Below are 15,354 nucleotides of genomic sequence, written 5' to 3' on the forward strand. Positions count from 1 at the left end.
TTACTATATTTGCACCCGCAATCAGGAAAAACTGCTTGTTTTGGTCCGTTCGTCTAGGGGTTAGGACGCATGGTTTTCATCCATGTAACACGGGTTCGATTCCCGTACGGACTACAAAGTTTAGTTAGTTTTTTAAAAGAGTTTAAATCTTTTATTAGTTAATTAAAAAAAATAAAATTATTGCAAATATCAAAAAGTATTGTATATTTGCACCCGCAATCAGAATGATTGTTTTGGTCCGTTCGTCTAGGGGTTAGGACGCATGGTTTTCATCCATGTAACACGGGTTCGATTCCCGTACGGACTACAAAGTTTTTTATAAACAATTAAGAATCTAGTATAATGGCAAATCACAAGTCAGCAATAAAAAGAATTAGAAGTAACGACGCTAAGCGTTTAAGAAACAAATATCAGCATAAAACAACTCGTAATGCTGTTAGGAGATTAAAAGCGTCTGAAGACAAGAAGGAAGCAGAAGGTATGTTTTCTACTGTTGTATCTATGTTAGATAAATTAGCTAAAAATAACATTATTCATAAGAATAAAGCAGCTAACTTAAAATCTAAATTAGCTAAGCACGTTGCATCTTTATAAGACAATTTAAAGCTACAAAATAAAAAAACGCTTCGATTTTATCGAAGCGTTTTTTTGTGCGCTCTTGTTTGATATAAATAAGATGTTTGATTTATGGTATAGATTTTACTAAAAACCTTTTTAGAATACGTGTATTAAGTTTTATCCTAGTGTCTGCAAGAGATTAATAACGGTTGTTTTACCAATCGTATTTCTTGTGAGCGTCTAATCTTATGAAAATAAATAGGAGTAGTGTAAAACCCCATAAAGAAGAGCCTCCGTAACTGAAAAAAGGTAAAGGGATTCCGATAGTTGGTAGTAAGCCTATAACCATACCTATATTTACAATTAAGTGAAAGAATATGATAGAGGCTATGCCATAACCGTATATACGGCTAAATTTATTATTTTGCTTTTCTGATAAGTATATAATACGATATAAAAGTAACATAAATAGTATTATTACGAGAGAACTTCCTAAGAATCCCCATTCTTCCCCAACTGTACTATATATATAATCTGTATGTTGCTCAGGAACAAAATCTCCTTGTGTTCGATCGCCTTGTAAGAAACCTTTACCAAAAAAACCACCAGAACTAATTGTTAATTCTGATTGATAAGAGTTGTATCCAATTCCTTTTGTATCTGTAACCTTTCCTAATAAAATATCAAATCTGTCTTTTTGATGTTGTTCTAGAATGTTATCATACATATAGCCAATGCCAAAAACAAATAAACTTGTAAATATATACAGAGCAACTATTCTAAAGGCGTTAAACCTAATAAATCGTTTATTTTTATATACAGCATAGATGGTTGCAAGAGTGATGAGGGCTAAACAAATAATAAGGATTAGTTTGGCTCCGAAATAAATAGTTAATATAAATAAAAGTATAGATACGGCACCAAATATTAAATATACTAAACTTAATCCCTCTCTGTTTAAGACAAAAAAGAAAGCAAAGTAAATTAAAACAGAACCCATATCTGGCTGTAATGCAATAAGAAATGCAGGTAAAAATATTATAACAAATGTTTTTACTTGGTTTTTTATTAGTTTTAAGTTGTACTTACGGTCACTCATTAGTTTAGCAAGCGCTAATGCAGTAAATGCCTTTGCAAATTCTGAAGGTTGTAAACCAATGCCACCGAAATTATACCAAGATGTAGCTCCGTTAATTTTTTTTCCGAAAACAAAAACCCCGGCTAGTAGTATTAAAGAGAATATATATAAAACACTTGCAAATTGCTCGTAAAATTTCGAATTAAAGAAAAGAATAAGAATAATAACAGGAATTGTTAAGGATATAAAAATTAATTGTTTCCCGTACTTAGTAGAAAAGTCGAAAACATCTCTAGTTTCATCTGTTGATGAAGATGCGTAAATATTCATCCAGCCGAAACCAACAAGTATAATATAGATAAAAACTAGCAACCAATCGATGCCTTCAAATATGTTATTTCGTTCCTGACGCAAGGGTGTCTTTCTTTTTAATTAATTTATCATATTCTTTTTGAAGACTCATATTAATCATACGGTCTTCAAGGCGCTTATTTGTAATTGAGCCTCTAAGGTATTTTTCAATGAGAAGGCTAGTTACTGGTCCTGCTATTGTTGAGCCATACCCTCCATTTTCTACAAAAATTGCAATAGCGATTTTAGGATTATCTTTAGGGGCAAAAGCAATAAAAATAGAATGATCTTGGGCTTGTACCTTTTCTCCATCTATCATTTTAATTTTATTTTCAGCAGTTCCTGTTTTTCCACAAATTTCAATTCCTTTTATTTGATACCACTTAGCGGTTCCGTATGTAAAAACTTCGTGCATTGCTTCGATAGCGATAGGAAAATGTTTAGGGTCTATAGTAGTATTTCTACGAGTAGAATATGCAGAATCTGTAACTGTTTTATTATCAATTTTTTTTACAATATGTGGTGTGTAAAAGTAACCTTTATTAGCAATTGCAGCAGTCATGTTTGCTAGTTGCATAGGAGTTGCAAGTATTTCACCCTGACCAATTGAGTTTGAAATAGTATAGGTTGATTGCCATTTATTTTTATACCACTTGTTGTAAAAATCAGCATTAGGTACCATTCCTTTTCTTCCTGCAGGTAAGTCATAGCCAAGGTAATTTCCGAGACCAAAACTTTCAACGTGTTTGTTCCAGTTTTCCATTCCTTCTTTAGGATCACCAGTTTTATCAATAATTTTCTTATAAGTTGTGGCAAAATAACTGTTACATGATTTGGCAATAGCGGTTTTTAAACGAATTGGTCTACCTGTAATACCACAGTGGCATCCCATGAACTCATTTTTACGTGCTCCGTATCTGTATCCATGGTGACAATACACACCAAAGTCTTTATCAATAACCTCTTCTTGTAAGCCAATTAATCCATTCAGAATTTTAAATGGAGAGCCAGGAGGGTACATAGCTTGCAATCCACGGTCAAAAGTTGGCATGTTTATGGTATCATTAAATAATTTTACTGAATTAGGAGATCTTTTTCTACCAACCAATAAATTAGGGTCGTAAGAAGGTGCTGTTATTAAAGCTAAAATCTCACCAGTTTTTGGTTCGATAGCTACAATACCACCTCTTTTTCCTTTCATTAATAATTCGCCGTATTGTTGTAATTCGCTATCAATAGTAAGTGTTAAATCTTTACCGGTAACAGCAAGTGTATCGAATTTACCATCTTTATACGAACCGGTAATTTTATTTAAGTTATTTCTTTTAAAACGCTTTTTACCTTTAACACCTCTAAGAACTCCTTCGTATTGTTTTTCTACCCCAAGTTTACCTATTAACTCTCCTTGTTCATAGTAATCATTTGTTCTTGCTTTTTTTTCGTTTACTTCAGCAATAAAACCTAAAATATTGGCGCCAGTATCAATAGGGTAATTTCTAATAATACGTTTTTGAATGTAAAAACCTTTGTATTTTGGTAGTTTTTCTTGTAGATAAGCAAAATCTTCTTTCGCTAATTGTTTTAGAAACTTAGAAGGTAGCCATCGAGCATATTTTTCAGCTTTGTTATATCTTTTTTTAAAGTCTTCTTTTGTTATTTTTAAAAGGGCGCAAAACTCTAGAGTATCTAATGGTTCCACATCTTTAGGAACTACCATTACATCATATGATAATTGATTTGCTACTAATAATTTGTTATTACGATCGTATATATAACCACGTTCTGGGTAATCATATTCAATCTTAACAGCAGAGCTTTGTGTTGGGTTTTGGTCTGTGCCACGAATAACTTGCAATTGAAACAACCTAACAATATAAATTAGTCCAATAAGGGTGATTAAAAATATAAGTAAGAAACTACGTTTCATTTATTATTAGTGATTTTACTAGTTAAAAAGAAATAGTTTTTAGTTTAAGAAGACTTAAGTTAGCTTTTTTCTAAATATAAAGCGACCTAAAAAATACAATACTAACGTAAACACACTCGAATATATTGTGTTTAGAAGTACTTCTGATAAATTGTAAAAACTAAAGTTAACTAAACTAAATAAAATGAAGTGGTGAATTAGTGTTAAAATTACGGTATAATTAAAAACTTTATCAAATGTTTCGAGCCTTAAACTGAATAATAAATAATCAGGTTCGTGCTTTTTAAAGATTGTTTTGATAAAAAAAAGCCTTATATAAGCGATACATAAAATAGAAAAACCATGTATTCCGCCTGAGTTAGAAAAAGCATCAACAGATAATCCTAATATAAAGGCTAAAGTTAAAAAAGGAAATCTATTAGAGTTTAAAGGGTATAAAAAAACAAAGACAATGTACAAGTACGGATTTATATACCCCAAAAACAAAACATTGTTTAGCACAAGTACTTGTAATAATAAAAGGAAAAAAAATAAAAATATGATATAAATCGTTCTATTCATCTTCAATTCTTTTAATTTCTTCTTTGTTAAGACTGGTAATAATATAAATATGCCCTAAGTTAGCCATGTCGTTAAATAACTTCACATCAATAGTGTTTGAAGCAGAAAGGTTTTCAGGAACTTCACTAATAGTACCAACAGGAATTCCTTTAGGAAAAATAGTAGATTTACCACCTGTAATAATGGTATCACCTATTTTAAAAACTGCCTGGCGTGGTATATCTGTTATCTGAACACTGTTGTAATCTAGTCCGTCCCACTTTAGTGTACCATAATAATTGTTGTTCTTAAACCCAACATTAATTCTACTATTAGAATTTAAAATAGACTGTACTCTTGCGAATTTAGCGCTTGTATTATCTGTAATGCCAATAATTCCCTTACTATTTATAACAGCCATCTCAGCATTAACACCATGTGCAGAACCTTTGTTTATAGTGATAAAGTTATTTGGTTTACTGTAGGAGTTATTTGTGATTTTTCCGTTAATGTATAAGAAGTTTTGGTCACTATCAATCGTTTTGCTAATAGTATCAGTAATTATAGAAAGTTGATCCAATTTATTTTTAAGACGCGTATTTTCTTCGGATAATTCTTTGTTTCTGCTTTTTAAGCTAAGGTATTCGGATAATTCTGATGATTTTTGATAAACACCACCAGTTATAAAATTAGTAGAACTAATAAATTTACTTTTATGAAAAGAATGGTTGTTAATGATTAATGCAACAGCAATAATTTCTAGAAATAGAAAAAACAAGAAGTTTTTATACCTCTGAAAGAAATAGATAAGCTGTTGCATATATAATAATCATTCAATATTTATTTGATCAATACAGACTTGTATTTTTCAAGGTTTTTTAAAGCAATACCAGTTCCTCTTACTACGGCACGAAGTGGATCTTCGGCAATGTATACGGGTAAATCTGTTTTTCTAGATAAGCGTTTATCTAATCCTCTAAGCATAGAACCACCACCAGCTAAATAAATACCAGTGTTATAAATATCAGCAGCTAATTCGGGCGGAGTTTTAGATAATGTTTCCATAACAGCATCTTCAATACGTAATATCGATTTGTCTAATGCTTTTGCAATTTCTCTATAAGATACTTGCACTTGTTTAGGTTTACCACTTAATAAATCACGTCCTTGTACCATCATATCTTCTGGAGGATTGTCAAGGTCTTCAGTCGCAGAGCCAATTTGTAACTTTATTTTCTCGGCAGTAGTTTCACCAACGTGTAAATTGTGTTGTGTACGCATGTAATACATAATGTCACTCGTAAATAAATCACCAGCAACTTTTACTGATTGATCACATACAATACCAGCTAAGGCAATTACCGCAATCTCAGTAGTACCACCACCTATATCTATAATCATGTTTCCTTTCGGCTCCATAATATCGATACCAACACCAATTGCAGCAGCCATTGGTTCGAAAATTAAATATATCTCTTTCGCATTCATATGGCGACCAGAGTCTATAACTGCTCGTTTTTCAACCTCTGTAATTCCTGAAGGAATACAAATAACCATTCGTAATGAAGGAGGAAAAAACTTCTTTTTGATAGCCGGGATTTGCTTTACAAATTCTTTAATCATCTCTTCAGATGCTTGAAAATCAGCAATCACTCCGTCTTTTAAAGGACGTATAGTCTTTATGTTCTCGTGAGTTTTTCCTTGCATTCTGCTTGCTTCATGACCCGTGGCAATAATTTTACCAGTCAATCGGTTACGTGCAACGATGGACGGATTGTCGATAACAACTTTACCATTGTGAATGATAAGCGTGTTTGCAGTACCTAAATCGACTGCAATATCTTCTGTCATAAAATCGAAAAATCCCATATAAACTCCTTTGTTTTACCTGTTTCTAATGTATTCTCACAAATCTAATAAAAATCTGCGGGTATTTTACACTCAATGTTACTTAATGTTTAAAATGTCTTGTACCTGTAAAAACCATAGAAACATTGTTGTTATTACAGTAATCTATACTTAATTGATCTTTAATAGAACCACCTGGTTGAATTACACTTTGTATTCCTGCGTTATTTGCAATCTCTACACAATCAGGAAAAGGAAAAAAGGCATCACTTGCCATAACCGCTCCTTTTAAATCAAAATTAAAACTAGTTGCTTTGTCAATAGCTTGTTTTAAAGCATCAACTCTACTCGTTTGTCCTGTTCCGCCAGCAAGTAGTTGTTTGTTTTTTACTAAAATAATTGTATTCGATTTTGTGTTTTTACACAGCTTTGACGCAAATAGCAAATCATCTAACTCACTTTCTGATGGTTTCGTATTTGTAGGATATGATAAATCTTCTAATTTATCAGTAATGTTATCTTTATCTTGTATTAAAACTCCGTTTAACGCAGTTCTAACAGTTTGGGTAGGTAATGTTACTGCTTTCTGAATTAATAAAACCCTGTTTTTCTTACCTTTTAAAATTTCTAAAGCATCGGAGTCATAAGAAGGAGCAATTACTACCTCGCAAAATAGTTTATGAATTTCTTCGGCGGTAACTTTATTTATTTTAGTATTTGATATTAAAACACCTCCAAAAGCAGAAGTAGGATCACCTGCCAAGGCATCTACATAAGCTTGGTGAATTGTTTTTCTTTGTGCGAAACCACATGCGTTATTGTGTTTTAAAATAGCGAAAGTTGGTGCTTCACCCGAAAACTCGTTCATTAAGTTAACTGCAGCATCAACATCTAAAAGATTGTTATAGCTTAATTCTTTACCATGTAATTTATCGAACATAGCCTCTAAGTCACCAAAGAAATATCCTTTTTGATGTGGGTTTTCACCATATCTTAAGGTTTTAGAGTTGGTTTCACTTGCTTTGTATACAACTTCATCTTCATTAAAATAATTAAAGATAGCCGTATCGTAGTGAGAAGAAATATTAAAAGCTTTAGCAGCTAATTTTTTTCTATCGCTAATTGATGTATTTCCGTTACTCTCTGTAATAAGGTTTAAAAAATCGCTGTATTGCTCCATTGAAGAAACAAGCACAGTGTCTTTAAAGTTTTTTGCAGCTGCACGGATTAATGAAATACCTCCGATATCAATTTTCTCAATAATATCTTGTTCTGGAGCACCAGAAGCTACTGTTTTTTCAAAAGGATATAAATCTACAATTACTAAATCTAATTGAGGAATATTATACTCTTGCATTTCAGCAACATCACCTTTGTGGTCTTGACGGTTTAAAATACCTCCAAATACTTTAGGGTGTAATGTTTTTACGCGACCTCCTAAAATTGAAGGATAAGAAGTTACTTCTTCTACAGGCACTACGTTAATTCCTAAATCTTTTATAAATTTCTCAGTTCCTCCGGTAGAGTATATAATAACACCTAAGTCATTAAGTTTTTTTACTATAGGGGCTAATCCGTCTTTATGAAATACCGAAATTAGGGCAGATTTAATAGTTTTTGTATTGTTCATTGTTGTTGTGTTGTTAAGTGAACAAAGCTACTAAAACAGTAAAGGTTATACAATAATTATTTTTGCTTATTGTAAAACGAAAACACCACCAAATCTCTAAGAGATTTGGTGGTGTTTTTTGCAAAAAAACAAAAGTATTATTCAGCGTTTTCTAAGAAATCGTGAAACCATACTGTAATTTTTTCGAAAAAAGATTGTCGTGTTTTTGTACGAGCATTAGGATTGCCTAACGCAGCATAAGAGGGATATTCTTTGGTACTCATAATTTAGGGGATTATGTGGGGTTAATAAGAATACAAACTTAAGGATAAAAAACCTAATAATCAAACGTTTACGTGAAATTTATATAAAAGAAGCTACTTTTTTACAAACATACTCTAATAATTCTTCGTCATTTGCCGTAAAAGGGTTAATAGTGTGAGAGTCAATGTCTATTTGACCAATGTTCTCGTTATTAACAAAAATAGGGATTACAATTTCAGATTTTACTTTCCAACCACAAGAAATATAATTATCTTGTTCTTTGGTGTCTTGTACTACAAAATTTTCATTACTAACCGCAACTTGTCCACAGATACCTTTACCAAAAGGTATAATCGTATGTTCTGTAGGTTCGCCATTAAATTCAGCTAATTTTAATTCCTCTTTATCTCCATTTCTAAAGTAAAAACCTACCCAATCGTAATATGAAACTTCAGCAGCTAAGTAATCGCAAATTTGCTGTAACTTCTCTCCTTTAATAGCATTGCTTTCAGTTATCTGATCTATATTGTTTTTTAATTCTTGTAAATTCATTATTGATACGTTTTTTAGTCTTATTCGTAATTCGAGCTAATAACTTACAAAAATAGTTTTAACAATTGTTTTAAAAAACAAATTTTTAATTTTTCGTATCTTTGCATTCAATGAAACAAGTAATTACTAAAATATCAACCATAACATTAGCCTTATTAGTGTTGTTTTCTACCTTTTCTTTTACGGTAGCTAAACATTATTGTGGTGATTTTTTAGTTGATGTTTCTTATGTAGGAGAAACTAGTAGTTGTAATGAAGGTGAAAAAGATGATTGCGCAACAGTAATTAAAAAGAAATGCTGTAAAGATGAAGTGCATCAGATAGATGGACAGGATAAAATACAAAAAGTATCTTCAAAAAAAATAAGTTTTCAGCAAGTTAAATTATTTGTAGCTTTTTATAGTTCTTACGATCTATTATTTGAAAACGATGAAAATCAACCCAATTTTCATCAATATTATTCTCAACCTGATTTAGTTTATGATATTCAGGTACTTCACGAAGTATATATTATATGATTTTATAATTCTTTTAAATAAGTAAGAGTTGTAAAATTTAATATGATATAAAATAATGAAAATAAATATATTCAGTATTTTAATACTGATATCTAGTATCACCTTTGCTCAAGAGAAGTTTAAAGGTATGATTATGGATAAAAACGGATCTAAAGATAATTTAGGTGTTTACGGAGCAAGTGTGCATTGGTTGAATACTAACGTAGGCGTAACTACAAACGAAAAAGGATGGTTTACAATTCCTTATCAACAAGAGTATAAGAAATTGGTTGTTAGTTTTGTTGGTTTTAAAACGGATACAATTACTATTAATTCGTTAAAACCGATCCATCATTTTTTAACAGACAACAATACTTTAAAAGAGATAACTGTTAAATCAAAAAAAAGTGCTACTCAAAAATCATATTTGCAAGCTCAAAATGTAATGATGATTAACAGTGCGGAATTATTAAAAGCGGCTTGTTGTAATTTAGCGGAGAGCTTTGAAACCAATCCATCAATTGATGTTAATTATTCGGATGCATTAACAGGAACAAAGCAAATTCAAATGTTAGGTTTAACGAGTCCGTATTTGTTAATTACGCAAGAAAATATTCCATCTATACGGGGTGCATCACAGGCATTCGGACTTTCTTTTACGCCAGGTACTTGGGTAGAAAGTATCCAGATAACAAAAGGTGCGGGTAGTGTTGTAAATGGTTATGAAAGTATTTCGGGACAAATAAATGCCGAATTGGTAAAGCCATATACGAATCATCGTTTTTTTGTAAATGCTTACGGATCAGCTGGAGGAAGAATGGAATTTAACACCCATTTTAATCAAAAAGTAAGTGTTAAGTGGCAAACAGGTTTGTATGTTCACGGGAATTACCGAGGAGAAAAATTTGATAAAAATGATGATAACTTTTTAGATAATCCGCTAGCAAAGCAAATTAATATCATGAACCGCTGGCAGTATGTAGATGCGCAAAAAGGATGGGTGAGTTTTATTAATTTTAGATATTTAGATGATGAGAAGCAAGTAGGTGAAGTTAATTTTAATCCTGATTTAGATAAAGGATCTACTACTGTTTGGGGAAGCGAAATTAAAACAAAACGCTTTGATACTTCTGCTAAATTAGGGTACGTTTTTCCTGATTTACCTTTTCAAAGTATGGGCGTACAGGCTGCCTATAGTAATCATAAACAAGATTCGTATTTTGGATTAAATGATTATAATATTCAACATCAAAGTTTTTACAGTAGTTTTATTTTTAATTCAATTATAGGAGATACTAGAAGTAAGTTTAAAACAGGACTTAGTTTTACGTATGATAAGTATGACGAGTTTGTAAACGTTACCACGGCAAGTAATTATGATCGTAAAGAAAACTCTGTAGGTGCCTTTTTCGAATATGCTTATGATAATGCTGATGATATAAGTATTACTGCGGGATTAAGAATTGATACACATAGTATATTAGGAGTCTTTGTAACGCCTCGTTTACATATTCGTTATGTACCTTGGGAACAAGGAGTATTTAGAACATCGATAGGAAAAGGAAGAAGAAGTGCAAATATTTTTGCTGAAAATCAACAATTTTTTGCGTCTTCAAGACAAGTTAATATTGATGATGTAGGAGGGGAGGTTTATGGTTTAAGTCCGGAAACAGCTTGGAATTATGGATTATCTTTTTTACAAGGTTATAAATTGTTTGGTAAAAAAGGAGATATTACTTTTGATTTTTACAGAACAGATTTCGAAAATCAAGTTGTGGTAGATTGGGAAAATCCGCAGGAAATATCTTTTTATAATTTAGACGGAAAAAGTGTTGCTAATAGTTTTCAGTTAGAAGTAAATCAAAATATAGTACCATATTTTAATACTCGTTTTTCATATAAATACTACGATGTAAATACGGATTATAAATCAGGGAATTTAGATAAGGCATTACAGGCAAAACACCGATTTTTTGCAAATGTTTCTTATGAGACAGAGAAAAAGGAAAATGATGCGCATTGGAAATTTGATGTTACTTATAATTGGATAGGGAAGCAACGTTTACCAAACACGCAGTCAAATCCAGCTCAATACAGATTACCAGAATTTTCAAAAAGTTATAATTTGTTAAACACTCAGGTAACAAAAGTGTTTTCTAAAAAGTTTGAATTATATGCGGGAGCAGAAAATTTAACAAACTACAAACAAAAAAATCCGATATTGGGAAGCGATAATCCTTTTGGTTCAAGTTTTGATACCACAATTATATATGCGCCCGTATTTGGAAGTAATTATTACGCAGGTTTAAGATTTAAAATAGATTAAGATGAAAAAAATAGTATTAGTAATAACAGTTTTGTTGATGAGTATATCTTTATCAGCACAAGAAAAGAAGAAAAATGCCAAAGTATCTATTGATGTAGATGGTGTTTGTATGATGTGTAAAGGACGTATTGAAAAGGCAGCTTTAAATACTAAAGGTGTAAAATATGCGCAGTGGAATGTACAAACACATGAGCTAAAATTAATTATTGATGAACGTAAGACGGATGTTAAAACGATTCAGCAAAATGTAGCAAATGTTGGTCATGATACGAAAGCAGTAAAAGCAACAAAGGAAGCTTACGATGGCTTACACGGTTGTTGTAAGTATCGAAGTGAAGAGATACAAGACGATCATAAAAACGAAAAGAAGTAAATAAAAAAAATCCCGAGTTTTAAACTCGGGATTTTTTTATTTATAACATTTTTAATGAATTAACTTCTAATTCGGTTAACTCACGCCATCTACCACGAGGTAAATTACGTTTAGTCATACCTGCAAAAACAACACGATCTAGTTTTGTTACTGCATATCCGAAGTTTTCAAATATTTTACGAACAATTCTGTTTCTTCCAGAATGTATTTCAATACCAACTTCTGTTTTTCTTTCACCTTCTACATAAGAAACGGCATCAATAAAAACTTTTTTACCTTCAATAATAACATCACCACGTAATTTATCTAAATCAGATATTGATAATTTTTTATCTAAAGAAGCATGATATAGTTTACGTACATCATGTTTTGGGTGTGTTAATTTCTTAGCTAGCTCACCATCGTTTGTGAATAATAACAAACCAGTAGTATTTCTGTCTAATCTTCCAACAGGATAAATACGTTCTTTGGTTGCATTGGCTACAATTTCCATTACTGTTTTACGACCACGATCATCCTCCATGGTAGTAATATAGTTTTTTGGCTTGTTTAATAATATATAACGTTTTTGTTCTATAGAAATTAATGTTCCGTCGAAACGAACTTCATCAGTAGGTTGTACTTTGTAGCCCATTTGAGTCATTAATTTACCATTAACAGCAACACTACCATGTTCTATATAAGTATCAGCTTCTCTTCGTGAACACACTCCAGAATTAGAAATGTATTTGTTTAAACGAATCCCTGTGCTTTCATCAGAGCTAGTTTGCTTTGGTTTATTAGCAGCTGATTTTTTAAGGTCTCTATTAAATTGTTTTTTGTTGTCAGAAGAGCTAGTTGCAAATCTTGGTTTTTCAGATGATTTTCTAACAGGTCTGTCGGTTCTGTCAGATCTATTATCAGATCTAAATGATTTTTTTTCACGAGGATTGCTGTTTCTATCAGCCTGTCGTCCTCTCGACGAGTTTTTTGAATTCATAATTAAATTTTAAAAGGGTGCAAATGTACGGTAATTATTTGATTTCTAATCTAAAGCGATAACTACTTTGTCTAGAATTAAAGACTTATCAATAAACAGTAAACTAAATACTCCTATTAACAATAATATCTTTAAAATGTTGTGTAAAAGGCGGTATTGATTCGTTTTTGTTGCTTTCCATGTGTAAAAACCTATAAAGAACAAAACAAGAGCTGCTAAGTAAAAATAATATTTCATGTACTCTATTGCGGGGTAGTAAAATAAAACACCTATCGGAATTAAGGTTAAGACCATTAATAAGATGATTAACTTTTTTGTATTTTTTTCTCCGTATTTAATAGGGAAAGTAGTGTAGTTATTTATTATGGCTCCTTTAATGTTCTCTAAATTTTTGATTAATTCGCGAATCATTATAATTAGAAACAGAAAGATTGCATGCACAAAAATTACTTTCGAAAAATTTTTAAAATGCACAAAAACCACAAAAAAAGGAAGTATCGTTAAAATAGTAACACTTAGTAAACCTATAAAAGGGTGTTTTTTTAATTTGTGTGAATAAAACCAAATTCCGAATATATATATAGCAAAAAAGAAAGCAGCTCTCCAGGATACTAACCAACCAAAACCAAAACCGATAAAGTTTAAGGTAAAGTATAAAGATAATTTAGTTTCTTGTTTTATGTATGAGTCTAAGTTCGATTTTATGGGTCTGTTTATTTGATCAGATTTTTTGTCGTAAAAATTATTGATGATGTATCCTGCCGCTACAGTAGCTACCGTAGCAATAACTAAGTAAAGTAAATGCCAATCGAAAAGTACTGGTTTTACAGATTTGTGATCAGAGAAAATAAAAATAGCAGCCAAGTATTGGGCTGCTATTAGTACTAAAATGTTATAACCTCTAATGACTGATAGAAGGCTAAATATTTTTTTTAGAAATGTATTAACTTTTAATATACTCATTGTAGTATTTTAAAATCTATATACCAATTCTAATTTATAATCTTTTAAGCTTGTTTGTGCTTTTTCGTAATCTTCAGTGAAACCTAAGATATAACCACCACCACCAGAACCACAAAGTTTTAGGTAGTATTCGTTAGTTTGAATTCCTTTTTCCCAAACCTTATGAAAAGCAGAAGGAATCATCGGTTTGAAGTTTGTTAAAACTACTTTCGATAATTTTTTTACGTTACCAAATAATGATTTTATATCACCTTGTAAGAAATCATCAATACAAGCATCGGTATGTAAAGAAAATTCTTCGCTTAACATTTTACGGAATCCTTCGTTTTTCATCTTATTCATAAAGATGTTTACCATTGGTTCAGTTTCACCAACTTGCTCAGAATCTAATAAGAAAACAGCTCCTTTTCCTTCTTTTTGAGATGGAATCCCTGCAGGCTCTATATGTTCTTTTGAGTTGATTAAAATAGGTAAACTTAAATATGAATTTAAAGGGTCTAGTCCTGAACTTTTTCCGTGAAAAAATGATTCCATTAAAGAAAATACTTGCTTTAAAATTAACAGTTTATCACGTGTTAAGTTTTCTAAAACAGTAATTTTATTATTTGCATATTGATCGTAGATAGCAGCAACTAAAGCACCAGAGCTTCCTACACCATATCCTTGTGGTATAGATGAATCGAAGTACATACCATTATCAATATCATTTTTAAATGAAAGCAAATCAAAAGAAACTAAATCAGAATTCAAGCTATTTAAATAAGTGTAAAACTTAATTAAATTAGTATTCGATTTTTTAGCTTCACCAGTTAAGTTACTAGCAGACTTTAACACACCTTTGTATGAGTTAAAAGGAATCGCTAGTCCTTTAGAATCTTTTATGATTCCATATTCTCCGAAGAGTAATATTTTTGCGTAAAATAAAGGTCCTTTCATAAATTTTTAATTGCTTAGCAAAAGTACAAGTAAAAGTACTAGTTTACAAACTAGTATACGTTTTTGTAAAAAGTTTTCCAAACGCCAACTTTTTCATTGTCGCGGTACTTTCCTTTTGTTTCTATTTTTCCGTTTTTATAAAAGGTTTTCCAAACACCATCTCTTTGTCCGTTTGTATATTTTCCTTGCTCTTTAAGTTCGCCAGTTTCGTAAAACACTTTACGGTCACCGTCTAATTTACCACTTACGTAATTAGCTTTATGAAAAAGCTTACCATTAGCATGGTAATACATTATTAAACCGTCAAAGACTTCCTTGTTAAGTTGTTTATTTGTGCTGTATCCTTCCATTTGAACTTGACCATTTTTGTAATAATCAACAATCCAAAATCCATCATTTATTGCTTTAGGAGCAGGCCTATAATATTCGTGATTTTCTTTTGATGTTTCTTGCCAGTTACCATCAAGGTAAATTGTGTTTTGTGCTGTTACTGTGGTTGATAAAAACCCAATAAACATAACTATTAGTAGTGTGAATGTTCTCATGATAATAG

The 15,354-nt window shown here is 31.2% G+C and carries 16 protein-coding genes and 2 tRNA genes; 6 read left to right on the plus strand and 12 right to left on the minus strand.

The genetic code is table 11. The features are described from left to right. The first annotated feature begins 42 nt into the window (after positions 1-42). The 3 genes from RRF68_RS11275 (at position 43) to rpsT (ending at position 594) form a co-directional block, all read left to right on the plus strand. A tRNA-Glu gene (locus tag RRF68_RS11275) sits at positions 43-114 on the plus strand. 121 nt (positions 115-235) lie between these two features. Beyond that, positions 236-307 (plus strand) — tRNA-Glu (locus RRF68_RS11280). 35 nt (positions 308-342) lie between these two features. Next, positions 343-594, plus strand: a complete 252-nt coding sequence (gene rpsT, locus RRF68_RS11285) for a 30S ribosomal protein S20 (RefSeq protein WP_218772214.1) — start codon at positions 343-345, stop codon at positions 592-594. Between the two features lie 178 nt (positions 595-772). Here rpsT and rodA read toward each other — a convergent pair whose 3' ends face one another. The 8 genes from rodA to RRF68_RS11325 form a co-directional block, all read right to left on the minus strand. Beyond that, the gene (gene rodA / locus RRF68_RS11290; protein WP_315944409.1) at positions 773-2,050 is read right to left on the minus strand and encodes a rod shape-determining protein RodA; all 1,278 of its coding nucleotides are present in this window, start codon (positions 2,048-2,050) and stop codon (positions 773-775) included. Beyond that, positions 2,031-3,914: a penicillin-binding protein 2 gene (gene mrdA / locus RRF68_RS11295; protein ID WP_315944410.1), complete on the minus strand. Its 1,884-nt coding sequence runs from the start codon at positions 3,912-3,914 to the stop codon at positions 2,031-2,033. Before mrdA ends, rodA begins: the two co-directional genes overlap by 20 nt. 54 nt (positions 3,915-3,968) lie before the next feature. Then, positions 3,969-4,475 (minus strand): rod shape-determining protein MreD, encoded by a 507-nt coding sequence (gene mreD, locus RRF68_RS11300; RefSeq protein WP_315944411.1) that lies wholly within the window; start codon positions 4,473-4,475, stop codon positions 3,969-3,971. Further along, positions 4,468-5,274 carry a rod shape-determining protein MreC gene (mreC, locus tag RRF68_RS11305; protein ID WP_315944412.1) on the minus strand — a complete coding sequence of 269 codons (807 nt, stop codon included), beginning with the start codon at positions 5,272-5,274 and terminating at the stop codon, positions 4,468-4,470. Before mreC ends, mreD begins: the two co-directional genes overlap by 8 nt. Before the next feature lie 20 nt (positions 5,275-5,294). Next, on the minus strand, positions 5,295-6,323 hold the full coding sequence (locus tag RRF68_RS11310; protein WP_218772219.1) for a rod shape-determining protein: 1,029 nt from the start codon (positions 6,321-6,323) through the stop codon (positions 5,295-5,297). A gap of 82 nt (positions 6,324-6,405) precedes the next feature. After that, positions 6,406-7,932, minus strand: a complete 1,527-nt coding sequence (gene purH / locus RRF68_RS11315; RefSeq protein WP_315944413.1) for a bifunctional phosphoribosylaminoimidazolecarboxamide formyltransferase/IMP cyclohydrolase — start codon at positions 7,930-7,932, stop codon at positions 6,406-6,408. Between the two features lie 137 nt (positions 7,933-8,069). Continuing rightward, a complete protein-coding gene (locus tag RRF68_RS11320; RefSeq protein ID WP_255554302.1) occupies positions 8,070-8,195 on the minus strand; it encodes a hypothetical protein in 126 nt (41 codons plus the stop codon). Between the two features lie 79 nt (positions 8,196-8,274). Next, on the minus strand, positions 8,275-8,727 hold the full coding sequence (locus tag RRF68_RS11325) for a GAF domain-containing protein (RefSeq protein WP_275316480.1): 453 nt from the start codon (positions 8,725-8,727) through the stop codon (positions 8,275-8,277). A 110-nt stretch (positions 8,728-8,837) separates the two neighbouring features. Between RRF68_RS11325 and RRF68_RS11330 the strand changes: the two genes are divergently transcribed. Genes RRF68_RS11330 through RRF68_RS11340 form a run of 3 tightly spaced genes read left to right on the plus strand, consistent with a single transcriptional unit; the run spans position 8,838 to position 11,923 of the window. Next, the gene (locus RRF68_RS11330; RefSeq protein ID WP_315944414.1) at positions 8,838-9,245 is read left to right on the plus strand and encodes an HYC_CC_PP family protein; all 408 of its coding nucleotides are present in this window, start codon (positions 8,838-8,840) and stop codon (positions 9,243-9,245) included. 55 nt (positions 9,246-9,300) lie between these two features. Beyond that, on the plus strand, positions 9,301-11,550 hold the full coding sequence (locus tag RRF68_RS11335) for a TonB-dependent receptor domain-containing protein (protein ID WP_315944415.1): 2,250 nt from the start codon (positions 9,301-9,303) through the stop codon (positions 11,548-11,550). Between the two features lies 1 nt (position 11,551). After that, complete coding sequence (locus RRF68_RS11340) at positions 11,552-11,923, plus strand: heavy-metal-associated domain-containing protein (RefSeq protein ID WP_218772223.1); 372 nt, start codon at positions 11,552-11,554, stop codon at positions 11,921-11,923. A gap of 40 nt (positions 11,924-11,963) precedes the next feature. Here RRF68_RS11340 and RRF68_RS11345 read toward each other — a convergent pair whose 3' ends face one another. Genes RRF68_RS11345 through RRF68_RS11360 form a run of 4 tightly spaced genes read right to left on the minus strand, consistent with a single transcriptional unit; the run spans position 11,964 to position 15,346 of the window. Further along, the gene (locus RRF68_RS11345) at positions 11,964-12,902 is read right to left on the minus strand and encodes a pseudouridine synthase (protein ID WP_218772224.1); all 939 of its coding nucleotides are present in this window, start codon (positions 12,900-12,902) and stop codon (positions 11,964-11,966) included. Positions 12,903-12,947: 45 nt separating this feature from the next. Then, positions 12,948-13,865: a geranylgeranylglycerol-phosphate geranylgeranyltransferase gene (locus RRF68_RS11350; RefSeq protein WP_315944416.1), complete on the minus strand. Its 918-nt coding sequence runs from the start codon at positions 13,863-13,865 to the stop codon at positions 12,948-12,950. Positions 13,866-13,874: 9 nt separating this feature from the next. After that, a complete protein-coding gene (locus tag RRF68_RS11355) occupies positions 13,875-14,801 on the minus strand; it encodes a mevalonate kinase (protein ID WP_218772226.1) in 927 nt (308 codons plus the stop codon). Positions 14,802-14,851: 50 nt separating this feature from the next. Next, positions 14,852-15,346, minus strand: a complete 495-nt coding sequence (locus tag RRF68_RS11360) for a toxin-antitoxin system YwqK family antitoxin (RefSeq protein WP_275316487.1) — start codon at positions 15,344-15,346, stop codon at positions 14,852-14,854. Positions 15,347-15,354: the final 8 nt, after the last annotated feature.

It is taken from the genome of Tenacibaculum sp. HL-MS23 (assembly GCF_032463465.1).
In the GTDB taxonomy this organism is placed as follows: domain Bacteria; phylum Bacteroidota; class Bacteroidia; order Flavobacteriales; family Flavobacteriaceae; genus Polaribacter; species Polaribacter bernardetii.